General features: G+C 35.5%; 21 protein-coding genes and 1 riboswitch. Of the genes, 5 read left to right on the forward strand and 16 right to left on the reverse strand.

The features are described from left to right. Positions 1-46: 46 nt before the first annotated feature. Entirely contained in the window at positions 47-1,216 is a 1,170-nt protein-coding gene (locus KXJ69_RS01375) for a trans-sulfuration enzyme family protein (RefSeq protein ID WP_219050546.1), read from the reverse strand. Positions 1,217-1,340: 124 nt separating this feature from the next. After that, positions 1,341-1,450: riboswitch (SAM riboswitch) on the reverse strand. 246 nt (positions 1,451-1,696) lie between these two features. On the opposite strand from KXJ69_RS01375, the gene metK reads away from it, so the two are divergent. Beyond that, entirely contained in the window at positions 1,697-2,953 is a 1,257-nt protein-coding gene (gene metK, locus KXJ69_RS01380) for a methionine adenosyltransferase (RefSeq protein WP_219050547.1), read from the forward strand. A 45-nt stretch (positions 2,954-2,998) separates the two neighbouring features. On the opposite strand, the gene KXJ69_RS01385 is transcribed toward metK, so the two are convergent. Beyond that, the gene (locus KXJ69_RS01385; RefSeq protein ID WP_219050548.1) at positions 2,999-3,649 is read right to left on the reverse strand and encodes a response regulator; all 651 of its coding nucleotides are present in this window, start codon (positions 3,647-3,649) and stop codon (positions 2,999-3,001) included. 73 nt (positions 3,650-3,722) lie between these two features. Next, positions 3,723-5,510, reverse strand: a complete 1,788-nt coding sequence (locus KXJ69_RS13760) for a tetratricopeptide repeat-containing sensor histidine kinase (RefSeq protein ID WP_219050549.1) — start codon at positions 5,508-5,510, stop codon at positions 3,723-3,725. 416 nt (positions 5,511-5,926) lie between these two features. On the opposite strand from KXJ69_RS13760, the gene KXJ69_RS01395 reads away from it, so the two are divergent. After that, entirely contained in the window at positions 5,927-7,114 is a 1,188-nt protein-coding gene (locus tag KXJ69_RS01395; protein ID WP_219050550.1) for a T9SS type A sorting domain-containing protein, read from the forward strand. Here KXJ69_RS01395 and KXJ69_RS01400 read toward each other — a convergent pair. The 9 genes from KXJ69_RS01400 to alaS all read right to left on the reverse strand — a co-directional run bounded on the left by KXJ69_RS01400 (position 7,111) and on the right by alaS (position 19,035). Further along, positions 7,111-8,994: a tetratricopeptide repeat-containing sensor histidine kinase gene (locus KXJ69_RS01400; protein WP_219050551.1), complete on the reverse strand. Its 1,884-nt coding sequence runs from the start codon at positions 8,992-8,994 to the stop codon at positions 7,111-7,113. The genes KXJ69_RS01395 and KXJ69_RS01400 overlap by 4 nt on opposite strands. 77 nt (positions 8,995-9,071) lie before the next feature. Beyond that, positions 9,072-9,839 carry an MORN repeat-containing protein gene (locus KXJ69_RS01405; protein ID WP_219050552.1) on the reverse strand — a complete coding sequence of 256 codons (768 nt, stop codon included), beginning with the start codon at positions 9,837-9,839 and terminating at the stop codon, positions 9,072-9,074. Positions 9,840-9,850: 11 nt separating this feature from the next. Next, complete coding sequence (locus tag KXJ69_RS01410) at positions 9,851-11,236, reverse strand: MORN repeat-containing protein (protein WP_219050553.1); 1,386 nt, start codon at positions 11,234-11,236, stop codon at positions 9,851-9,853. Positions 11,237-11,683: 447 nt separating this feature from the next. After that, a complete protein-coding gene (locus KXJ69_RS01415) occupies positions 11,684-12,412 on the reverse strand; it encodes a DUF6498-containing protein (RefSeq protein ID WP_219050554.1) in 729 nt (242 codons plus the stop codon). A 97-nt stretch (positions 12,413-12,509) separates the two neighbouring features. Further along, a complete protein-coding gene (locus tag KXJ69_RS01420) occupies positions 12,510-14,369 on the reverse strand; it encodes an outer membrane protein assembly factor BamB family protein (protein ID WP_219050555.1) in 1,860 nt (619 codons plus the stop codon). A gap of 194 nt (positions 14,370-14,563) precedes the next feature. After that, positions 14,564-15,082: a Riean_0653 family protein gene (locus tag KXJ69_RS01425; protein WP_219050556.1), complete on the reverse strand. Its 519-nt coding sequence runs from the start codon at positions 15,080-15,082 to the stop codon at positions 14,564-14,566. 107 nt (positions 15,083-15,189) lie between these two features. After that, a complete protein-coding gene (locus tag KXJ69_RS01430) occupies positions 15,190-15,399 on the reverse strand; it encodes a YgaP family membrane protein (RefSeq protein WP_219050557.1) in 210 nt (69 codons plus the stop codon). A gap of 75 nt (positions 15,400-15,474) precedes the next feature. After that, a complete protein-coding gene (locus KXJ69_RS01435) occupies positions 15,475-16,422 on the reverse strand; it encodes a GSCFA domain-containing protein (RefSeq protein WP_219050558.1) in 948 nt (315 codons plus the stop codon). After that, positions 16,423-19,035 carry an alanine--tRNA ligase gene (gene alaS / locus KXJ69_RS01440; RefSeq protein ID WP_219050559.1) on the reverse strand — a complete coding sequence of 871 codons (2,613 nt, stop codon included), beginning with the start codon at positions 19,033-19,035 and terminating at the stop codon, positions 16,423-16,425. A gap of 118 nt (positions 19,036-19,153) precedes the next feature. On the opposite strand from alaS, the gene KXJ69_RS01445 reads away from it, so the two are divergent. Together KXJ69_RS01445 and KXJ69_RS01450 are read left to right on the forward strand one after the other, a co-directional pair. After that, positions 19,154-20,131, forward strand: coding sequence for a M23 family metallopeptidase (locus KXJ69_RS01445; RefSeq protein WP_219050560.1), 978 nt, complete (start codon positions 19,154-19,156; stop codon positions 20,129-20,131). Next, entirely contained in the window at positions 20,131-20,460 is a 330-nt protein-coding gene (locus KXJ69_RS01450; RefSeq protein WP_219050561.1) for a MerR family transcriptional regulator, read from the forward strand. Before KXJ69_RS01445 ends, KXJ69_RS01450 begins: the two co-directional genes overlap by 1 nt. Before the next feature lie 4 nt (positions 20,461-20,464). Here the strand turns inward: KXJ69_RS01450 and der are convergent, their stop codons facing one another. Then, entirely contained in the window at positions 20,465-21,766 is a 1,302-nt protein-coding gene (gene der / locus KXJ69_RS01455) for a ribosome biogenesis GTPase Der (RefSeq protein ID WP_219050562.1), read from the reverse strand. Positions 21,767-21,847: 81 nt separating this feature from the next. Between der and KXJ69_RS01460 the strand changes: the two genes are divergently transcribed. Next, a complete protein-coding gene (locus tag KXJ69_RS01460; RefSeq protein ID WP_219050563.1) occupies positions 21,848-22,342 on the forward strand; it encodes a GTP-binding protein in 495 nt (164 codons plus the stop codon). Here the strand turns inward: KXJ69_RS01460 and era are convergent. The 3 genes from era to KXJ69_RS01475 all read right to left on the reverse strand — a co-directional run bounded on the left by era (position 22,339) and on the right by KXJ69_RS01475 (position 24,899). Then, entirely contained in the window at positions 22,339-23,220 is an 882-nt protein-coding gene (gene era, locus KXJ69_RS01465) for a GTPase Era (protein ID WP_219050564.1), read from the reverse strand. The genes KXJ69_RS01460 and era overlap by 4 nt on opposite strands. Before the next feature lie 125 nt (positions 23,221-23,345). Then, positions 23,346-23,513, reverse strand: a complete 168-nt coding sequence (locus KXJ69_RS01470) for a lmo0937 family membrane protein (RefSeq protein ID WP_219050565.1) — start codon at positions 23,511-23,513, stop codon at positions 23,346-23,348. 135 nt (positions 23,514-23,648) lie between these two features. Further along, complete coding sequence (locus KXJ69_RS01475) at positions 23,649-24,899, reverse strand: S41 family peptidase (RefSeq protein WP_219050566.1); 1,251 nt, start codon at positions 24,897-24,899, stop codon at positions 23,649-23,651. Positions 24,900-24,929 lie beyond the last annotated feature (30 nt).

Raw genomic sequence — 24,929 nt, forward strand, 5'->3', positions numbered from 1 at the left:
CGTGCCTTTGGTTGTTCTAAAATTTCAGTGCTCATTTTTCTGAGATTTATACAAATAAAACTTCGGCTTCTTTTTGAACACTTTTAAAAGCATTTTCTAAATCTAAAATTAGATCATCAGCTTCTTCAATACCGCAGGATAAACGAATAAGAGAATCTGTAATTCCAGCTTGCAATCGTTTCTCTCTGGGAATAGAAGCATGCGTCATCTGTGCAGGATAACACAGCAAGCTTTTCACACCCCCTAAACTTTCTGCCAATTTGAAAAACGCTGTACTTGTTACAAATTCATTTGCAGCGTCTTGAGTATCATTTTTTAAACTAAAGGAAACTACGCCTCCAAACAATCCATTTTGCTGGCTATTAGCTATTTCGTGGTTTTTATGGCTTTTTAATCCAGGATAAAATACCTGATCTACAGCATCATGCTGCTCTAAATACAAAGCCACTTTTAAGGCATTTTCACATTGCTTTCTAAAACGCAAATCCAAAGTTTCAATCCCTCGAATAGTTAAAAAGCAATCCCACGGACCTAAAACACCTCCCGAAGCATTTTGAACAAATTTTATTTTTTCGGAAAGCTCTTTTGTTTTAGTAATTACCAGACCAGCGACCAAATCGGAATGACCCCCAATGTATTTGGTGCCACTATGAATAATTATATCGGCTCCTAAATCAATTGGATTTTGCCCAATAGGGGAACCAAAAGTGTTATCAACCACCAACAAGGCATTCACACTTTTTACAATGTTTGAAATTGCTTTAATATCTGAAACTTTCAAAGTAGGATTCGTAGGTGATTCTATCCATACCAATTTGGTTTTGGAGGTAACGGCTTCGGCAACATTATCAACTTCGGTTGTATCTACATAATTTACTTTAATGCCTAATTTTTCATACACGTGGGTAAATAAACGGTACGCACCACCATAAATATCATCTACCGCTACAATTTCATCTCCAGCTGAAAGTAATTTCAGAACAGAATCGATGGCTGCCAAACCAGTGGCAAAAGCAAACCCAGAATGCCCATGTTCAAGCTTGGCCACAAGGTCTTCTAGCACTTTACGGGTGGGGTTGTTACTTCTTGCATAATCGAAACCTTTATTCACCCCTGGGGCTTCTTGAATAAATGTGGAAGTTTGGTACACAGGTACCGAGATAGCACCCGTTAATGGGTCACTTGGAATGGAATGGATAATTTTTGTTGCACTCATTTTTCTAATTTTTTTGAGTTAATAAATAGATTAAAACAAAAAATTCAAATACGTCTTGCGACGGATGTACTAGAAAAATGTTATTAAGAAATTTGAAAAACCATTTTAGAAAAAAATGGGTTTGTCGTTATCTATCAGCCGCAATTTGCGGTGTAGAATGTAGCACCTTCTTTGCAGAACAAAGGGTTGCTAAGGCTTCAGCGGGTCTAGTCCCTCCACCTTTCTTGATAACATTTCAGTAAGTTATTGAACTTTGTGAGCACAAATATTGATAAACAAAATCGACTTCTCCAAATATTTTATGAGAATTTTAAAAATTTACCAACAAAATATAGCTTTTGTATCTATATTAAAATACTTACATTTGCCCCAAATTAAGAGGAAAGATTTGACTGATTGCAACCTCGCAAAAAAATGCTAAAGGCAGTACCTACTACCTTCCTAGCTTTTAAGACAAATCTTTCTATAGAAATGTAAACTATGGCATATTTATTTACTTCCGAAAGTGTTTCGGAAGGACATCCAGACAAAGTAGCAGATCAAATTAGTGATGCACTAATTGATAATTTTTTGGCTTTCGATCCAAATTCGAAAGTAGCTTGTGAAACATTAGTTACTACCGGACAAGTTGTTTTAGCGGGTGAAGTAAAATCGAATATTTATTTAGATGTTCAGAAAATTGCACGCGATGTTATTAATAGAATTGGATACACCAAAGGAGAATACCAATTTGATGGTAATTCGTGCGGAGTGCTTTCTGCCATTCACGAGCAGAGTGATGATATTAACCGTGGAGTAGATCGTGCAAGTAAAGAAGAGCAAGGTGCTGGTGACCAAGGAATGATGTTTGGCTATGCTACTAAAGAAACTGAAGACTATATGCCTTTGGCTCTAGATTTATCACACAAAATTTTACAAGAATTAGCTACTTTGCGCAGAGAAGCAAAGGAAATTCCATATTTACGTCCAGACTCTAAAAGTCAAGTTACTATAGAATATGATGATGATAATACGCCTATTCGTATAGACTCTATAGTTGTTTCCACGCAACATGACGACTTTAATAAGGATGAGGAAGCTATGCTTGCCAAAATTAAAAGCGATATTATTCATATTCTTATTCCGCGAGTTAAAGGTCAATTAAAGCCAGAAATTCAGAAGTTATTTAACGATAAGATTAAATATCATATTAATCCTACGGGTAAGTTTGTTATTGGTGGTCCCCATGGAGATACTGGGTTAACAGGAAGAAAAATTATTGTGGATACTTATGGTGGAAAAGGTGCTCACGGAGGAGGTGCTTTTAGTGGAAAAGACCCTAGCAAAGTGGACCGTTCTGCAGCCTATGCTACCCGTCATATAGCTAAAAACTTAGTTGCTGCTGGCGTATGTGATGAAGTGTTAATACAAGTGAGTTATGCCATTGGTGTCGTGGAACCTATGGGAATTTTTGTAGACACCTATGGTACTTCAAAAGTGAATATGACTAACGGAGAAATCGCTAAAAAAGTTTCTGAAATTTTTGATATGCGTCCAGCTGCCATTGAAGAACGATTAAAGCTAAGACAGCCTATGTATTCTGAAACCGCAGCGTATGGGCATATGGGAAGAAAAAATGAAGTAGTTTCAAAAACATTTTACACGCCTGACCAAAAATCTAAAACACTTGATGTAGAATTATTTACTTGGGAAAAACTGGATTATCTGGATAAAGTTAAAAAAGCTTTTAATCTATAATTGAACTAAATTATAAAATAAAATCTCTTCATTTGAAGGGATTTTTTATATAATATTATGTCGTTTTGCTTTTTGCACCGCTTCAATTTTACTGTGTACTTGAAGTTTTTTGTAAATATTTTCAATGTGCTTTCTAACCGTACTGGGCGATAAAAATAAATTTTCAGCAATAACAGTATAACTTAAGCCAGTGCTTAACTGTTCTAGTACTTCTATTTCACGTTTGCTTAATGAAATATCTTCTTTGTCTTTTTCATTTTCAATTGAAAGAGGATTACGTAATAATTTTAATGTTTTCAAAGCAATGGAAGGATTCATAGCTGCACCTCCATTTAAGGTTTCAACAATACCTTCGTATAAATCCTTAGGATTGATTTCTTTCAGCAAATAGCCATCTGCACCCGCTTTTATAGCATTAAAAATATTCTCATCATTATCGAAGGCGGTTAGCATGATAATTTTGATTTGAGGATATTTTTGTTTTACAATTTGTGTTGTTTCAATACCGTTTAAAACTGGCATTTCAATATCCATTAAAATTAAATCGACATTATGATTATCCTCTAGTTTTCCCAATAGGTCACTTCCATTTAAAGCAGTATGTTTTACTGTAATATCTTCAAAAAAAGAAAGCTTTTCCTTTATAGCGTGAATGAGAAATGAGTTGTCATCTACAATTGCTATTTTAAGGTTCATGGAAGTAGTTGTTGGTTATACTATAAAAGTAAGTCTTTTTGGCATTTCCTCAATAAGGCATTTGTCGTATTCATTATTTTTCAGCTTTTAGAACACTAAAAAGAATTGTAGTGCCCTTCCCATTTTCTGAATTAAGCTCAAGCTCTCCTTGCAAGTCACGTACTCTTTTAGACATATTTTGTAAGCCATTCCCCATAACAACTTCTTCCTTATTAAAACCTACACCGTTATCCTGAATGGTTATCATAAAACTTTTATGAGCTTCTTTAATTTGCACCACCACTTTAGAAGCTTTAGCATATTTAATAGCGTTATTTACCCCTTCCTGGATGATACGATATATGTTCATCCCTATAATAGATGTAAAAGATTGTTGACTATCTATGGAAGGGTCAATCTGAAAATCAAATTGTATGCCTGTCGCGGCTACTTTTGCCTGATTAATAAAATTGGTTATTCGAGTTTGTAAATCCTCAAAGGAAATTTCATTTTTATTCATTGCCCAAATGGTATCTCTTAACTCATAAATTGTTTGAGTAGTAAAGGCACTTATGCCTGAAAGCTTATTAGCTAACTTCTCATTTACATCTGGAAATCCAAACTTTATATTATCGATACTTGAAATAATAAATGTAAGTTGAGAACCAATATTATCGTGCAAATCTCGAGAAATACGTAATCGTTGTTCTTGTAATTTATTTTGAGTTTCAATACGGGCAAGTGCTTCTTTAAGTTCGCCTTCTTTTTGTAATTGGCGATTCTTTAATTTTTGTTGATTGTACACTAAATACCCCAATAACCCTAAAACAATAGCCAATCCAAACCCTCCAAAAATCCATGTATTTTTACGGCGAACTTCTAAATCTTTTTCGGCTAATTGAGCACGTTGTTGAAGGATTTCATTTTCTTTTTTTTCGGTTTCAAACTCAATAGATAATGCAGCAATGTTTTCGTTTACTTTAATATTATGAATACTGTCTTTTACGGCTACGTATTGTTCAAAATAGTATAATGCCGAGTCTGTATTCTTTTGTGTTTTATAAATATCTGAAAGCAATTTATAATTGTATTGTGTAAGATTTCGGTATTGCTTTTTAATAGAGATGGGTAGTGACTTATGAACAAATGGTATGGCATTTTTCCAATCTTCTTCTGCCATATACACTTCTCCTATTTGAGTGTAGTTTTCGGCAATTCCAATGGAATCTGCTCGCCTTAATCTATCTCCAAGAGCCATAGTAAAGTACTCTCGAGATTTATTATATTTTTTTTGCAGTCCATAGACTCCGGCAATATTGCTAATACTGTAAGGAATCCCAACAGAGTCCTTCAATTTTCGCTTTAATTCTAATCCTTTATTAAAATAGTACAAAGCACTATCCAATTCATTGTTTATTTCCTTCAATACTCCATAATTATTATAAATATCCTTTAAGCTATTCTCGAGGTTATTTTCTTCTGCTAAGTTCTTTCCCATCTGCATATAATATAATGCCTTTGGCATATCACGATATTTCATTCCGTAACCCATTTCGGCATAATGATAGGAAACTTTGTCCCACCGTTGCAACTTTTCAAACATGGTAATAGACTCTAACCCATATTTTGTGCTTTCTTCATATTTCCCTTGATATCCAAATACGAGAGATAGTTTTGATAAAGCACCTGCTATACCATCTTCGTAGGAAATCTTTCTTGCATCACTTAAATTTTTTTGAAACAAACTTATAATAGAATCCTGCGGAATATTTAATCCCTGTGTATATAAATTATTAATTGAATCAATCTCTTTTTGGGTTTGTGAAAAAAGAAAGGAGCTTACTAAAAAAAGTGAAACTAAGAGGAAGTTCGTTCTGGTCACGATTAAAAATATTTACATTAAAAATACTCAAATATTTATTTCGGACTGCACGACTAAAGCTTCATCGAGATTGTATTGTAGAAAATGATATTTGTTTAACCCAGTTTCTCGAAACTGAATTTGATTTTTGTGCTTTAAAGCTTCTTCAATTAAAAAGACTTGTTGAGCAATAGCATGTTGTTTGAGGGCTTTATTTTTGTATTGAAAATACAACCCCAAAGTCCCACATATTAAAACAATTATGCAAATGGTAAACAGCACAATTAATCTACGTTTTATTTATGAAATAAAAATAGTCAATTACTCCTGAGGTAAGAATAAGGCATCTGACGTATTATGGATAATAGGAGCATAATTTTATCAAGGAAAATTTTTTTTGTATTTTACTGAATATTAGATTTTTAAATAAAAACAAAATGAAAAATATTACACTTTTCTTTTCCATAGTACTATTCACTTTTTTTTGTGACACATACGCTCAAACCGAACGTTCTTTGGATGAACTTTTAGTAATACTTTCTCAAAATCATAAGGGAAAAGTTACCGATGTTTTTAGCTTAAAAGAACTTCAGGTACTGAAAGAACATTTTAATAGTTCCATCTTTTTTGAAGAAAAATTAAGTTCCGTGGAAAACATTAGGTTATCCACAACTCAATCTGTCACTACTGTACAAGCCGCCGATATTATTCCAAGCGATTTGTCAGTCATTGAGGTACTTGGAAATTCTCCTAACACCGATTTTGAAGGAGCAGGTGTGGTAATTAGAGGTTCGACCAATCAAAGTACGGATGCCTATATTATTTTGGACACCTCTAATAGATTACAACATCGGGATCCACTAACTGGTACGTACACAGATTATGGTGAAGTTACAGGTATTCCAGCTGGAGTTTCCATTACAGGATTAACTCGAGGGGCTGCAGATCATTTACTCTTAGGAATCGCCACTAATGGAACTCCTGGTGGAAGTGCCCTGTATAGTATTAATATTAATACACTTACAGCTACTTTTATTCAAGGAAATGACTTAGTCCTACCCATCGCTTTGGCCGAGGATGGAAATGGGGAGTTAGTGACCATTGATATTGACAATGATATGGCATACCGAGTGAATCCTATTACGGGATTTGTATCCCCCATTGGTTCTATAGGATATGATGCAAATTTTGGGCAAGGGATGACTTTTTCTCCTGTTGAAGGAAAAATTTACAACACAGCCTATAATTCGACCATTGGCGATTCGTCTTTATATGAAATGAATCCAAATACAGGTAATTTAACTGCCCTAGGTATTATACAACCTGGTTTAACTCAACAATTTGGATGGTCTGGATATTACGATCAAGATCTCTTATCAATTTCAGACACTACTATTGAAGGACTTATTTTTTATCCTAATCCTACTAAAGATTTTGTGGTATTGGAAGGAAATCATCAATTACAACAAATTGAAATTTATTCTATGTTAGGAAATAAAGTATATTCAGAAAGGTTTCAAGCTAGATTAAAAAAATTGGATGTCTCATTTTTAGCAACAGGAAACTATATTTTGAAAGTATTTTCAGCAGATCAAACAGGAACTTATAAATTAAAAAAATATTAATCCATAGGAAAGGTTAGCGTGATTATCGTTCCTTTATTATCTGAATTAATATGGACCCTTCCGTTTAAATCTCGTGCTCTTTTCTTAATATTATTGAGCCCATTTCCCATTTCAGTATTCTTGAGATCAAATCCTTTACCATCGTCTAAAATTGACAGTACCAATTGATTATCCTTTTCCAAAATACTAACGATTATCGTTTTGGCATCGGCGTACTTTAAAGCATTGTTTACCCCTTCCTGTATAATACGGTAAACATTCATCCCTTTAATAGATGGCAACATAAGCTCTTTCGAAATACTTTCGGCTACTTGAAAGGTGAACTTTACTTTAGAATCTGCAACACCTGCTTTATCAATAAAGTTAGAAATTCTGGCCTGTAGATCTTCCACCGAAATATTTTCTTTATTCATTGCCCAAATGGTATCTCGAAGCTCATAGATGGTTTGAGTAGTAAATGCGCTTATTCTAGTTAGTTTATCTGAAACTTTGTCATCTTTATCTTGTAATCCATACTTTAAATTATCTACAGAGGAAGTAACAAAAGTAAGCTGTGCGCCAATATTATCGTGTAAGTCCCGGGAAATCCTTAATCGCTGTTCTTGAAGTTTATTTTGCGTTTCAATTTTTGCTAAAGCCTCCTTTAGTTCGCCTTCACGTCTTAATTGATTATTTTTCAATTTTTGCTGATTGTAAAATAGGTATCCTAAAAGTCCTAAAATTAGCCCAAACGCCATGCTACCGTATATAAACTTGTTTTTTCGCTCTACTTCAAGTTCTGTTTCTGCAAGATTAGCACGCGTTTCGGCAAGGTCCCGTTCTTTTTTCTCGGTTTCATATTTAGTCTCCATTTCGGTTACCTTTGCGGCTCTTTCGTCATTAAAAACGGAGTCTCTCAATTTATAAAATGCTTCCTGTTTTTCTAAAGCATTTTTATAATCTCCTATTTTTTTATAAAACCAAGCTTCCTGTTGGACTACATCTCTTATTTTTTCTATGCTACCACTCTCCTGCGCAAATTTGTTTGCTAGGATAAAGTTTTCTTTTGCTTCGGTATTTTTACCCTGTTCGTAAGCTATAGTAGCAAGATTGGTATAATTGGTTGCTAGGTTGTATATATTCCCTTTAAGGGTATTCATTACCAAAGATCTATTGATATATTTTTTGGCCTCAGTATAGCGCTTAGTCTTTAAAAGTGTATTTCCAATATTATTGAAAATGAAAGTAAAGTTTAAAGAATCATCTACCTTTTTGAGGAGTTCTACATTTCTATAATGGTAAAATAAGGCACTGTCTGCTTTTCCCCAATCGTCAAAATTTATGGCCGTTGCATTATTAGCAAAAATGAGGTATTTATAATTTTTATTCTTAGCCTCATCCATAATTTTATAGGCCTTTTTCCCATAGGAAACACCTTTTTCATAATCTTCGAAATCATGATACACAATAGATATGTCTGATGTATGGCGTGACACTAATCCTGTATCTTTCATTTTTTCAGCAATAGTAAGCGCTTGTTGGGTAAAACCTAAGGCTTCTTCATACTTCCCAGTTCTTAATTCTTGGTAATATAGACGTTCATATATTTTTCGGATTCGCTCTAAAGAATCCAATGATTTTAACAGTGGGATAACTTTATTTGAATAATAGGCGGTGCTATCTGTAATTCTTAGAACATCATTTCTGAAAAACCTGAAATACCAGTAGTTAGCAGTATCGGCTTTATTTTTTAGAAGTTTTTTCGATTTTGAAAAATAATATTCAGAAGAGTCGTTGCTTTTGTACGCATTTAATAATAGAGTATCCAAAGTATCTATTCCTTGAGAATGAACACTCCCAATAGAGGATAAACAAAGAAAAAAGGGAAGTATATATTTCATTAAGGCCGGTTATAGTAGGATGAAAATAGAAAAAACACGGCAATTGCCATGTTTTTTCTATAAAAATTATTCTAAAATTAATAGGCTGTAACTAATTGGCCATTACTCCATTCGCCTATTTTAGATTTGTAACTACTATCGTGATAATATCCTCTACCATGTTGTTGTCCATTACTCCATTGGCCCCCATAATAGGCATTGTCATTAAAGAAAAACCTTCCTTCACCATGAAATTGATTGTTACTGTTAAACATACCCTCGTATTTGTCTCCAGAAGCGAAGGTGTAAGTCCCCATGTACATTTTTCCGTTTTTAAAGAAGCCTGTAAATCTATCGCCATTGCTCCAAATATATCGCCCGTATTTATCTTGACAATCACCAGCGACACACCCAGTATCTACATTGTTATCGTAAAAAGTATACGCCGTATCGACTAAATAATTTTTAAAAATACCGTACTCCCACTTATCATTTTCGAGTTCATGGGTATATCCCACACCATTCATCATCCCATTGCGGTACTCACCAATCAAGTTCTTTTCCTTTCCAATATAGCAGCCATACCCGTGTAACTCGTCATTATTCCAAAACCCCATATAACTTCCGGAGGTTGTCCAATTAAAAAGTCCATATCCTTCTCGGTTTCCATTTCTAAAGAAACCTTCATAATAACCGTAATCATAGATTTTCTTTCCCCAGCCATTTGTACAATCCCCACTTTCACAATAGGGGTATTGTTTTTCTGTAGTAGTTTTAGGGGTCTTAGGTTGTGGCACTCCTTGTGCATACACCATTGAAAATAGCAAGAGCCCAATAATAGTAAATGTAATTTTTAGTGTTTTCATTATAATAACTTTTACATTTTTTTGACTAGTGTTCCATTGGACCATTCACCTATTTTTTGTTCTAAACTACTGTTGTGGTAGTAGCCTCTACCCTCATATTTTCCATTTCGCCATTCTCCTCCATAATAGGCATCATCTGCGAAGAAAAATCTTCCCATTCCGTGGAATTGATTATCACTATTAAACATTCCCGAATATTTATCGCCACTGGCAAAACTGTATGTACCCATATACAGCTTTCCATTTTTGAAAAACCCAATAAAAGTATCGCCATTACTCCATTCAAACTTTCCGTATTTGTTTTGACAATCACCGGCAGTACAACCCGAATCATTTCCTGTTGAATAGAAATCGTAATGTGTACTTATGTTTCCATCATAAAATATTCCTTGATCCCACTTATCTCCAGTAACAGTAATTCCTAATCCATTAAGTTGCCCGTTTTTGTATTCACCAATAATATTGTCATTATTATCGGCTAAATAAACACCATAGCCATTCATATTATCATTTTGCCACGTTCCAATATACTTTCCTATACCATCCCACTTATACAATCCGTAGCCTTCTTTTTTTCCATTTTTCCAAAAACCATCATAATATCCATTGTCGTATTCGTATTTTCCCCATCCGTTTTGACAATCCCCATCAACGCATCCTGAAGTATTATTGTTTGTAGGAATTGAACCCGAAGATGCCATTTTTACTGGCTTAAAAACTAAGGACGCCATGGTGTAATATCCAGGAAGAATATATTTATCTACTCCATTTACCTTAACTACTAGGTCGTTATCTCTTTTTTCGGTAGAAGCGTTAGTGTAGTCCATGGACTCCCCTTTTTCAACCACGTGATAGCTATTACTCTCTGCCACTCTACACCAATATACATTTTCTGCAGAATAGTCTAGCTTTGATGCTGTTTTAGCTCCCCAATTAGAAAATTTACGAATATCTGGAAGGTAATAGGTAGTATTTTTTTCGGCAACGTAGTAAACATAACTTCCCCCAATATTAACAAAGGGACCAGATATGTATTCATCATCGGAATAAAAAACAAAAGAGTTTGGATTTGTGAGATAGAAATTGGTTCCTACATTACGTTCCAAAAGTGTTGCTTTCCCTGAAGAGCCATTGACTGCTTCTTTAAAATCTTCTAATAAATACACATTTCTTGAGCTTTTATCCAAAACCGCAAGTGTATTGGTACTTAGGTACTTTAAATCAACAACGTTTGTTAATTGTCGACCGTTCTCCTTAAGCGAATAATTGTATTCGCTGGTTTTTGTCCAAGTTAATCCAGATGTAGAATTATTAACTCCTTGAGGTGTTGGGACTTGAGCATTTACCGCTAGATTGAAGCTAAAAATAAGGCTGAAAAATAGGGTTACTAATTTCATAATTGAAAGGTTTTTAAGTGTTTAAACAAAGTACTAAAAAAAAATTAAATTATATAATAGGGCATTTGCCCTAAAAATAAACCAAACATATTCCTACAAAAATTAATACAAGTAAAAACCCCAACCAAACCAAGGAAAGCAACCGTAACTTTGAGGTCTTTAGAAATTTAAAAACTACCCAAAGCCCCACTATACCCGTAGGAAAAGAAATATAAACAGTCTCGGTAAAAGTTCCTTGATAGAAGGTACATAGCCCTATGACACTAATAATTATCCCTAAAATTCCATAGCTATAAATTTGAGTTTTGGGCTTACTTTTAGCAATTTTCAGAATCAAAAAATCAAGAATAAGAACCAAAACTAGTAAACCTATTAAAACAAATAAAGCTGGAAAATAACTCAGGACATATCCCCAAATTCCGTAATCATTGTTTGGCACTAATGATATCATTCTGAAAATTCTTGAAATTTTTCCTTTGCTTCCAAATACTCGGCTTCGGTCTTTGTGATTTTTCTTAAAAGTTTATCCATATTGTTGGAGTCTCTGTGAATTCCGAGAATGATAAGATCTACAATTAATCTGAATAAAATTAATAAAACGGCGGCAGCAAATCCTTCCGATAGTAAAATAAAAAAGAACCCTGCCAAAATAACGGTGAACTGTTGTATAAAAATACGCACATAAGGCCTAAAAAATAATCCGCTTGGAGAATACTCTTTAAACTGGTCATTTTTCCAAAAGTTGGTGTAAAAATATTTCAGATTTGAAACAACCAATGAAGCAATTAAAATTGGCATTCCTTCTAGCCGAAGAATAACTCCGTAATTATGTATTAAATGAAACCCATCTTTTAGTTGAGATAATTCATTTTCAAAAAAAGAAAATAAAAAAATAGATTGGATAGCTACAAACATTCCATAATGGAATATAAAAAATACAATAAGCCCTATAGAAGAAGTTGGCATCTTAGCAGTTGCCTTTGAACTTTTACCATATGTATTTACCATCCACAGTTTCACACAATGAAAAACCCCAATAATGATGGTTTCCAAAAAATAGGCAAATACAACACTTATAGGGTCTGCTAACTCTAACAATAGTAGCACCAATAAAAAAAGTGCATTTCCCCAAATTAAGTAATTGTATTTGTTAGGAATAAAAATCGATTTCATCATTTTACTAGTTTAAAAGCCCCATTGCTTCCAATGGGGCTTGCTTTGCGACAAACCTAAACTCCTCATTTACATCGTCGCGATTAACTTGGCTAGTTAATTACTTTTTAAGATCATACGCATAAATAAGATCGTCTTTGGCTTTGTAATACAATACACCTCCAAAATCATCTACTTCATACTCTGGCTTTTTATCTTTTAAAATGATTTCTTTTTCTGTCTTACCCGAATCCTTGTTTACTTTAACCAGACCTACGCCGTCATCTAGTTTGGTTAAAATGAATTGTGCATTTTCGGTGGCAGCTGTAGCTTTAAATCGTTGCGACATAAACTCAAATGAAGCTGAACCAATGGCAGAGAACATTTTAGATTGCCTATCATATTCCTTTCCATATTCGTTATAATCTCCCAAGCTATTTCTGTTTGCTCCGGCTGCTGCCGCGGCAGAAACAGCCATAGTTGTGGATGCCACAGCTATAACACCCCCTACAATTTTTGCAAAGGTGCTCTTTGAAGGCGATTTATAATATTGATGATATACTTCATTACCATTAAAGTCTATTAAAGTCATATTTTGATCCGAACCTAAATAAACTCCACCATTTCTCATTTGAATTGAACTGGGTTGTTCTTTTTCATCAAAATCTGTGTTTGCAAAAGCTGAAACATTCCCTGTAGTAGGATCTACGGCCATAATTTCATCATCTGCAGAGATTAAATACCGATTGTTACTTTTATCGAATGTGGAAGCAACCGATGTTGCTCTTTTGTACTTTAGAGGTTTATCCCACACTTGGTCACCCGTTTCAAGGTTTACAATATTGGCATCTTCACTTGTAATATAAATTAACCCTTGTGGAGTATGTGCCATTACCATAATATTCTCTCCTGTTTTTAATGGCTTTTTGAAGAGGGTTTTTCCATCAAACGAAATTTTATTAATTCCGCCTTGTTGTATTCCAAAGAGAATTCCATCGTCCATAATATAAAAATGCTGCACATACCCTTTTGTTTTTGGGGCTTTTTCCCAAAGATCTTCACCGGTTTGGGCGCTTAAAAATCCTATTTCAGACTCGTCTTTTGCGGCAAATACACTATTGCTTCCACCACTGCTTTTGTTACTTACAACTGCTAAACCTTGTGGTAATATTTCAAAATTTACTACTTGTCCTTTTACTTTTGCAGCATCTTTCCAAAGTTCTGCCCCATCTGCTCCCACTTTATAAATTTCCATACTACTTCCCGAAGTGTTGCTTTCAAAAGCATAGATTTCTTTTTCAGAAGCATCCGCAGTCATCCAGTTTACATTCTTAATTTTATTTTCCCAAAGGGTTTCACCTGTAAGTGTTTTTGCAATAATTCCTTGACTGGTTGGGATAAGCATTTTGTCTTTTAACAATAATGGATCTCCTGTTACCATATAACTTTTCATAGTCGTTTTCCCAGGAGGAAATAAGTAAAAAGAGTAGTCCTCTTTTCCATTTCCTAAATCATATACCGCTACTTTTGGAGTATTATTCTCGGCCATGTCGCCAGTTTTTTGGAGCCCACTAACAATAAGCTTGTTTTGAGGCATCGCTGTAGAAGAAGTGAAAATCTGTCTCCACTGATTCCCTTCAGAACTAAAAAGTATTTGACCTGAAACAAAATCAATTACAGTTTTCTTGGAAGACATAAATCCGCCTTGTGCCACCATAACATAAGGTGAAGCAGGAATAAAAGTGAGTTCTTCTGGTTTTACGCGACCGTAGTCTGTAAATTTAAAAAGCAATTCATTGCTTCCAGGCTTAATGCCTACTAAGCCATCGTTACTTGCAACAACAAGCGTCCCAGCCTCGGTAAGATACATTTCGTTAATTTTCCCGCCTATATCGTAGCTCCAGTCGGGTTGTTCGGCTTTTTGCGCAAACGTCCCTAAAGCTATTAAAAGAGCAAAAAGTGTGTTGAAAATTGTTTTCATAATCGTGGTTTTAAATTTGATTACTTCAAAGGTGTAAAACATTGCCTAGTAGTTCAATAGGGCAATTGACGTATAATTTATATAGTAATGGATTTTAGGTAGATGGTCATTACGTAAAAAACCGGAAGCAAAACAAAGTTCTACTCCCGGCTCCACGTAAAAACCTCAACACTTGAGATTTTTTTTAATGGGATTTAGTTTTGGGTTACTTCCATATCAAAAGATCCACTTGTTACTGAAACTGTATCTGTGTTATCTTGAATATTATACCCTGTAAAAGAAAAGGTTCCCTTTACTCTGTCTGCTGTGTAACTAGAAATATTAACTTCTCCTCCAGAAGTAGTTCCATTTACGGCCATATACACTACCACGGTTGTTGGATCTGGATTGCCTGGATCTGGCAAGTAGCTATAGGTTCCAATATTAGCTAAGTTTAACTCGTAAGTTCCTACGCCATCAAAATTTTGGATTATCATTTGTAGATTTTCTGAATCCACTGTTCCTGCAGAAACAGCCATAACTCTAACACCTCCAGAATTGGATTCTTGAGCCATAACAGTTCCTTCAAGTGACTCAAAAGAACCACCATCTACAGTTGCAGTCATAGTTCCAGCGGCTGCCTGTGGGTCGTCACCCCCGTCATCGTCTTTTTTACATGAAGCAAGCACTAAACTTGCAAAAAAGAATAAAGAAAGAATTTTTAAAGTTTTCATAATTGTATGTTTTGGTTTTTGTTAGGTACAAAGTTGTCCTAAAACCAAAGCGCATACAATACGGCAATTGTCGTATAATACAAAAATGACGCCCATAGGCGCCATTTTTATTTCTTTTTTACCTTACACGTACTAATACCAAAAGGCGCATACAATGGGCAAAAACTTATAAAACTAGTAAGTATAAAAATACCTGCCAGTATTAAAAGCACGAGCCCTAGTGTACCAGAGATAACACCTGCGTAATAAAGAATGGCGATAATGACTGCGATGATAATTCTTAAAAAACGATCACCTTGTCCCATGTTTTTTTTCATAACCGTAGCTTTTTAAACTTATTAAATATAGTCAAAACTATCATTTTTCTAAAAACAATTAAATGACCAAAGTCACTAAAACTGTATCCAAGGAAGTTCCTTTTGAAGCTTTTCTATGCTCTTCTGAAGATTTTTTTGAAACACGCTGTGTTCCTCACTATCAGGATTAAACGGTTTGTGTTGTAATCCTTTATGAATGGCCGCAATCTCATTTTGAAGGTGGGTTGTTTCAGCTGAAATCCATACCCGATTAAACTTTTCCCATATATACTGTATGGCAGTATCATTAGGATGCAACATATCCTCTTTATAAAAGCGATAATCGCGTAGCTCGTCCATCATCAATTCATAAGAAGGGAAATAATGTGCATTTTCAATCGTAGAAATCGATGGGTGTACGGCTGAAAGTAAGTGCGACTTGCTTAAGGTATTTTCTGCAAATCCATCCTTTATATGCCTAACAGGAGAAACCGTAAAAATGAAAGTAACCTTTGGGTTTACTTCATTAATTTCTGAAATACAATTTTGCAAACTTTTTGAAATCATCTCCATAGAGAGTATCTCTTTTGAAAATTCTTTCTGTGGGACTTTTTGACAGTTTGCAACAATTTCGGAAGTGTTGTTGTGCAAGTACACCCAAGCCGAACCTAATGTAAAGATGATATGTGAGGCTTCTAAAAGGTATGTTTTAAAATGGCTAAGTTGAAGGTTAATGCTGTTTAAAAATTCAGATTTATCTACCATTGAAAGGGACGAATGCACCTCATAACAATGCCATAAGCCTTTGTGCTGAAAAACATCATTTTCCGTATAAAAATCATCATGTAACGCTCTAAAAATGAGTTTTTCAATAGAAACAGGATTGAAAATTACCCCAAACGGATTTTGAATATTCTGAAATTGAAAATAGTCCAGCTTCCCTCCTATATTCTCCGTAAAACAAGACCCCATTAATACCACCTTGGACTGGTAATTAATTTGAGGTTCCTTGGGAGAAAGTGGTATTTGGGTTTGGAGGTTCATTTATTTTAAATAATCTTCCGCAGCTTTTAAGGCCTCAGTAATCCCTTCAGGGTTTTTACCTCCAGCCGTAGCAAAGAAGGGTTGTCCACCACCGCCGCCTTGGATGTATTTTCCTAATTCACGAACTATCTGACCAGCATTTAGGTTTTTTTCAGCAACTAATTCTTTAGAAATATAACAGGTTAATAAGGCTTTTCCATCGATTGCGCTTCCAAAGAGTAAAAACAAATTGTCTACTTCATTCCCCAATTCAAAAGCCAGATCCTTTTGCCCTGCGGCATCCAAATCGATTTCTGTGGCTAAATAGTGAACGCCATTTACCTCTTTTACTTCAGCCTTTAAATCTCCTTTTAAATTTTTGGCTTTATCTTTTAATAGCTGCTGAATCTGCTTCTGCAATTCGTTGTTTTCTTCCTGTAGTTTTTCGATAGAACTTACGGGGTCTGGTGTGTTGTTCAATAATTTTTGAACTTGTTTAAAAGAGGCTGCACGTTCTTCAAAATATTGCTTTGCGGCATCGCCTGTAATGGCTTCGATTCTTCGTATTCCTGAAGCTACCGCCCCTTCTGAAGTAATGATAAAATGCCACACGTCATTAGTATTTTGCACGTGTGTACCACCACACAATTCCATCGATTTTCCAAACTTAATGGCACGCACTGTATCCCCATATTTTTCACCAAATAATGCCAAAGCACCTTCGTCAATGGCTTGTTGATGTGGAATATTGCGACGCTCTTCTAAGGCAATTCCTTCTCGAATACGAGCATTGACAAAATCTTCAACTTTTTGTAATTCTTCATCAGTCACTTTACTGAAATGAGAAAAATCGAAACGCAAATTTTTACTATGTACCATGGACCCTTTTTGAGCTACATGTTCGCCTAAAATATTGCGCAAAGCCTGGTGCAACAAGTGTGTTGCCGTATGGTTTGATGCGGTTCTAAATCGCTGTTTTGAATCTACAACTGCCTTAAAAGTAGCTTCAGGATCACGTGGTAAATTTTTTGCAAAATGAACAATAAGGTTGTTCTCTTTTTTGGTGTCAATAATATAGACTACTTCCCCATTTTGAGCTTCCAAATAGCCTTTATCACCTACTTGTCCGCCCCCTTCAGGATAGAATGGTGTAAGATTAAAAACCAGTTGATACAACTCCCCTTCCTTTTTGCATTCCACCTTACGATAACGGGTAATCTTTATTTGGGTTTCTAGGGTATCATACCCAACAAATTCTTCATCGGCATCATCACTTAATAGCACCCAATCGCCCGTTTCTACTTTGGTGGCAGCACGCGATCGTTCTTTTTGTTTTTGGAGTTCTTCTTCAAATCCTTTTTCGTCTAGTTCTAACCCCCGTTCTCTTAAAATAAGCGCTGTCAAATCGATAGGAAACCCAAAGGTATCATACAATTCAAATGCCTTGGAACCCGAAATAGTTTTACTCTTTGAAGCAGAAATAACATTCTCCAATAACACCAAACCTTGGTCCAGAGTTCTAAGGAAAGAAGCTTCTTCTTCTCGAATGACATTTGTAATTAAATTTTCCTCACGAACCAATTCTGGAAAGGCTTTTCCCATCATTTTTACTAAGGTGGGAACAAGCTTGTAAATGAAAGCCTCTTTGGTATCCAAAAACGTAAATCCGTAGCGAATAGCACGACGAAGTATTCTTCTAATAACATACCCAGCCCCAGAATTACTTGGCAACTGCCCATCTGCAATAGAAAATGCTACCGCTCGAATATGATCTGAAATTACGCGAATCGCCACATCCCTTTTTTCATCTTTCCCGTATTGACTCTTGGTAACGGCTTCAATTTCACGAATAAGCGGCATAAATACATCGGTGTCGTAATTACTTTGTTTGTTTTGAAGCACCATACACAAACGTTCAAATCCCATCCCCGTATCTACGTGTTGCGAAGGTAGTTTTTCAAGACTTCCATCCGCCTTACGGTTGTATTGCATAAATACCAAATTCCAAATTTCCACCACTTGTGGATGGTCTTGGTTGACAAGTTTATCTCCTGAAATTTTTGCTTTTTCTTCGGCAGAACGAATATCCACATGGATTTCACTACAAGGGCCGCATGGTCCTTGTTCTCCCATTTCCCAAAAATTGTCTTTTTTGTTTCCGTTTAGGATACGTTCTTCAGGAACAAATTTTTTCCAAAGGTTGTAAGCTTCGGTATCACGGTCCAACCCTTCACTTTTATCTCCTTCAAAAATGGAGACATATAAAATATCCTTATCTATTTTATATACTTCGGTCAATAATTCCCAAGCCCATTCAATGGCTTCCTTTTTAAAATAATCGCCAAAACTCCAGTTTCCCAACATCTCAAACATGGTATGATGATAGGTGTCCATTCCCACCTCTTCCAAATCGTTATGCTTTCCGCTTACACGTAAACATTTTTGGGTATCGGCAATACGGTTATTTTTAGGTTTTCCATTTCCTAAAAAATATTCCTTAAATGGCGCCATCCCACTATTAATAAACATTAAAGTAGGATCATTTTTTACCACCATGGGTGCTGAAGCTACTATGGAATGAGATTTCGACTTAAAAAAATCTAAAAACTGTTGACGGATTTCTACCGAAGTCATAAAAAATTAGTATTTGTAAGAGTTTATTTACTATAAAAGCAAACAATTTCTATCTTTGTTATGCGTTACAAAAAAGGCATTAGCCTTTAATCACCGCAAAAATAGGACTTTTTAAGATATGTCTAAGGTAAAATATTACTACGATAGCGAAACGCTCTCCTACCGAAAAATTGAACGCAAAAAAGGGAGAAGGCTAGGAATATTCTTGTTATCTCTTTTGGGATCTTTATTGAGCGGTTTTTTACTTTTATTAGTTTATTTAAATCTACCTAATGTTGAAACCCCAAAAGAGCGCGAATTAAGGCGTGAACTTGCGCAGATGGAGCTTCAATTTGAGTTATTAAATAAAAAAATGACGCAGGCCGAAGCGGTTTTGGAACAAGTAGCCGATAGAGATAATAACATTTACCGTGTTTATTTTGAAGCCAATCCCATTCCCGAAGAACAGCGTAAAGCAGGTTTTGGAGGGGTGAACCGTTATAAGGATTTGGAAGGATTTGATAATTCCAAACTTATTATTAATGCTAGTAGACGGCTTGATATTTTAACCAAACAGATTGTTATTCAATCAAAATCGTTGGATGAAATAACGATACTCGCTACCGAAAAACAAAAGTTACTCGAAGCTATTCCCGCCATACAACCTGTAAACAATGAAGATTTAACCCGCATGGCGTCTGGATTTGGATACCGAACCGATCCTTTTACCAAAGAACGTAAATTTCACTGGGGAATGGATTTTACTGCCCCTCGAGGAACACCGGTTTATGCTTCAGGAAATGGAGTGGTAAGTAGAGCAGATAACAGTGCAGCAGGATACGGTAATCATGTTCGTATAGACCACGGGTTTGGATATGAAAGTTTATACGCTCATTTATTTAAATATAATGTGCGTGTGGGACAAAGAGTAAAACGAGGAGATTTAATTGGCTTTGTGGGTAGCACTGGAAGAAGTGAAGCGCCTCATTTACACTACGAAATATTTAAGGACGGAGACCGTATAAACCCTATTAATTTTTACTATGGAAACTTAACGCCAGAAGAATTTGCTCAAATACTTGAGAAATCTCAGTTAGAAAACCAATCGCTCGATTAATGCACGTAGAACTCCCAGAAAAATTGTATTACACCATTGGCGAAGTAGCTAAGGCATTTGATGTTAATACATCGCTTATACGATTTTGGGAAAAGGAATTTGATATTTTACAGCCTAAAAAAACTGCCAAAGGCAATAGAAAATTTACCCCCGAGGACATTAAAAACCTTGAGTTTATTTATCACTTGGTAAAAGAACGAGGGTTTACGCTTGAGGGAGCAAAAACGCATCTTAAAGAAAATAAGCACAAAACACTGGACAATTTTGAGATTATTAGAAAATTGGAAACCGTAAAAGCTGAATTGTTAAAGATTAAGGAAAATCTTTAATTCATTATTTCTTCCTAATAAAAATTGTTACTGGTACCCCGTTAAAGTCGAAGTTTTCGCGCAACTTATTTTCTAGAAAACGCTTGTAGGGCTCCTTTACATACTGTGGTAAGTTGGCAAAAAATGCAAAACTAGGGAAAGGCGTAGGCAGTTGTGTACAGAATTTAATCTTTACATATTTTGCTTTAATAGCGGGCGGCGGATAGGCTTGTATAATAGGCAACATCACATCGTTAAGCTCACTCGTTTTTATCCTTTTACTTCTGTTCTTAAACACCTCAACAGCCGTTTCTATTGCCTTATAAATTCGTTGTTTATTGGTGACCGATATAAACACTATTGGGACATCTACAAAAGGTTCAATTTGTTTACGAATGTATGCTTCAAATTCTTTTGTTGTATTGGTTTCTTTTTCAACTAAATCCCATTTGTTCACCAAAATCACAATCCCCTTATTATTTCGCTGTGCTAGCCAAAAAATGTTTTGTACTTGTCCATCGAATCCGCGTGTGGCATCGCAAACTAAAATAGCTACATCACAATGTTCTATAGCGCGAACACTACGCATCACACTATAAAACTCTAGGTCTTCTTTTACCTTACTTTTCTTTCGTATTCCGGCTGTATCTACCAAGTTAAACTCGAACCCAAACTGGTTGTAGGTGGTGTCTATACTATCGCGCGTAGTTCCGGCAATATCGGTTACCACAAAACGATCTTTACCAATTAAGGCATTAATAAAAGAGGATTTTCCTGCATTGGGACGTCCTACTACCGCAAAACGCGGAAGGGTGGTTTCTTCCTTTTCGGCTTCATCAGGTAACGCTTCTACTAAATCGTCAAGCAGTTCTCCTGTTCCGCTTCCGTTAATGCTAGAAAGGGTATAATATTTTTCTACGCCTAAGGAATAAAACTCCATGGCATCATTTACCCTGTTGCTATTATCTACTTTATTAACGGCTAAGAAAAATGGTTTTTTACTCTTTCGAAGCAATTCCGCTACTTCTTGATCCATACCCGTAACGCCGTCTTCTACATCTACCATAAAGATTATGGCATCTGCCTCGTCAATAGCGAGTTCTACTTGTTTGTCAATTTCAGCTTCAAAAATATCATCGCTTCCTACTACATACCCTCCTGTATCGATTAGCGAAAATTTCTTTCCGTTCCAGTCGCTCTTACCATAGTGACGGTCACGGGTTACCCCGCTCACGGCATCTACAATGGCTTCACGACGCTGGATTAATCGGTTAAAAAAGGTAGATTTACCTACATTGGGTCTTCCTACTATAGCTACTATACTCATATTCTGAAAAATGGACTGCAAAGGTAGGGGTTTAAATTGAAGAAAAAATGCTAATTTCAATCTGTTTAAAATTATTATCTATTGGAACTAGGTGAAGAAATAGTATTGCGCCCCCGGTTTACTTTTGATTTAAAAAGTACACCCGAAGAAGCGATAAAGGCATTTGAAGCTAAAAAGAATAACACAGAGGACATTGTGATTACGCATGTAGACCATCACGTATTTTTAAAAATTCCGAAACACCTACAACATTTTTGGTCGCCTCAACTGGATTTGGAAATTACTAGTTTTGAAGAAGGAAAGACTACCCTACGAGGGCTCTTTGGCCCCAAACCAGCGGTATGGACTATGTTTATGTTCTTCCACTTTGCCGTGGCATCGCTGTTTATTGCCTTCGGGATTTGGGCATACACCAATGCCTCTTTAGACTCCCCTTACCTACTACAATTAGTATTCATGGGGCTTATGGTAATTACTTGGTTTGTACTTTATTTTGCCGGTAGGATGGGCAAACAAGCAGGTAAAAAAGAAATGCTAAAGCTTTATGGGTTTATGAAGCAAACGTTGCAGCTTTAATTGTTATATCCAAAACGCTTTAATTGGTTTTGATCGTTACGCCAGTTTTTATTCACCTTTACATACAACTCTAGGTGAATATGCTTCCCGAAGAATTTCTCTAAATCTTTACGTGCTTCAATCCCTACCCACTTAAGAGGTTGTCCTTTATGACCAATCACAATTCCTTTTTGAGATTCTCGCTCTACCATAATAATTGAACGAATACGAATCATTTTTTCATCTTCAAAAAACTCTTCGGTTTCTATCTCTACCGAATACGGAATTTCCTTTTTGTATTGCATTAATATTTTTTCGCGAATGGTTTCATTCACAAAAAAACGTTCGGGCTTATCGGTTAATTGGTCTTTAGGATAAAAGGCGGGTGACTCTGGTAGTAGCTCAATAATCCTCTGAAAAACTTGTTGTACTCCAAAATTCTTTAAAGCAGAAATGGCAAAAACCTCGGCATTGGGCACTTTTTCCTGCCACATTTTTACAGCTTCGAGCAGGGATTCTTCATTCCCCATATCAATTTTATTGAGCAGTAGTAGCACGGGGATTTTGGCACTCTTTATTTTATTGAAAAAATCTTCGTCTTTTAATTCCTTTTCGCCTAATTCTACAATATAGAGCAGTACATCGGCATCGTCAAAAGCAGATTTTACAAACTCCATCATACTGCTTTGCAACTCGTAGGCTGGTTTAATAATTCCAGGGGTATCACTCAACACTACCTGAAAATCCTCACCGTTTACAATCCCTAAAATTCGATGGCGTGTTGTTTGCGCTTTACTGGTGATGATAGACAAGCGTTCCCCTACAAAAGCATTCATAAGTGTACTCTTGCCTACGTTAGGGTTTCCTATAATATTTACAAATCCAGCTTTGTGAGCCATAAAAAATGTTTTTGCAAAGGTAGGTTATTACAATTTGTTGAAAAGGAAGCGCATTTATTTATTTCTGAAATAAAAAAAATAGGTAGCCAAGTAATTGACTACCTATCCCTCAGCTGTAGAAATCCTTATAAAGGCTTTCTACCCGATATAATATTGTACAAAATTGCAATCACTGCAATCACTAAAAGTATATGAATTAAACTTCCGGTTCCTATTCCGGCAACGATGCCAAAAAACCCTAGCACCCAAATAATAATACAGATTACGGCTACAAGCCAAAGCAAACTTCTCATAATGTTAGTTTTAATGGGTTGATATACTTAAAGATACAGTAACTAAGGTTAAGTAGTACGCCTTTTAATAATTCCTTCACAAAAGTTTGGGACAGATTAACAATTAGCGCTTTACATTCTTATAATTTTAAAATCTTATTTTTTTAAATCTTGAATCACCCAATGTAACATATTATCTCTCCCCTTTGCAAAGCTACCCCATTGATAATGTAATAAAACATCGGGTTGCACCCCTTGTGTAACAGTATCTGAAATTTTAAAATATCGTTTTGAATACGTAATTACCAATTTTGAGTTTGGCAACTCAAATGTAGCCATATCTTGATATCCAGTGGGGTTAGAGCCAGTGGGTTCGCCTACTACTTTGCCGTTAAGTAGCCTTTTAAAAAGGGCGGTGTTACTGGTTGCTGCCGAAAATGTAATATGATCACACATAATGTAAACTCCATTTTTCCAGTCTATGGTGTCTGCCAAATTGAGCGCATAGGCCAAAACCACTCCTACATATAAATCGCCACCTCCATTGCCACGAAGATCAATAACTGCCTTTGAATGTGCATTCGCCATAATATATCCAACCAAGGTTTCCCCAAAGGCTAGCATTTCATCAAAACTTGGATAACCCTTAAATTTAATATAGATAGCTTTTGTATCCTTTATGGGTGTATACCATAAATAATCGAATTTTGAGTCTTCGGGTTTTGTAATCTCAGGAACGCTAATCGTTAGTGCTTCAAAATCGGTTTCTTTTGTAGACGTATTGTTGGAAATAGGATTTAAAGTAAGGCTTATTTCCCGTTTATTTTCATCTATAAAAGTGAATTTGGCTTCGTTTTTATTCTTCGTAATGTGTAGCGCATAAAGCAACTCACTCATAGGTATATATTCTCCTGTTCTAATCACTTCCGAATATTCATTTTCTACAAACTGGGCCACTTCTGAAACCTTTGACACTACCTCATTAATAGGAATTCCTTCAATTTTAATTAAGGATGTTTTTAAAAGATTTTTATGCTCTTTAGCAACCTTTACCACACGCCAATGCCCTTCTAAAAAACGTACTTCAAAAGGATAGTTATGGGTTTCAATATTTCGTAATGACACCGAGGTATGACCATCACCAATGCGTCTTGTTAATCGCATGAGGTCTAACATAATCTCAAAATCGGTCTTCTCAAGGACACTTTCTTTTATCCTAGTTAGCTCACTTTCAAAATCTTGTTTGCTAACGCTATTATAAACGTCTATGTGTTTTACTTCTAATCCAGTTTGATAGGCTTGAATATCTTCTTGCCAAGCCAATACCCTATTCTGCTGGGCATTTACAAAGGAAAGTTGAAGGAATGTAAAACCGAGTAGGAGATATTTAAAAACATATTTTTTCATAATAAACTGACGATTTAAACCATTTTTTGA

Source organism: Halomarinibacterium sedimenti (assembly GCF_019312585.1).
GTDB lineage: Bacteria > Bacteroidota > Bacteroidia > Flavobacteriales > Flavobacteriaceae > Halomarinibacterium > Halomarinibacterium sedimenti.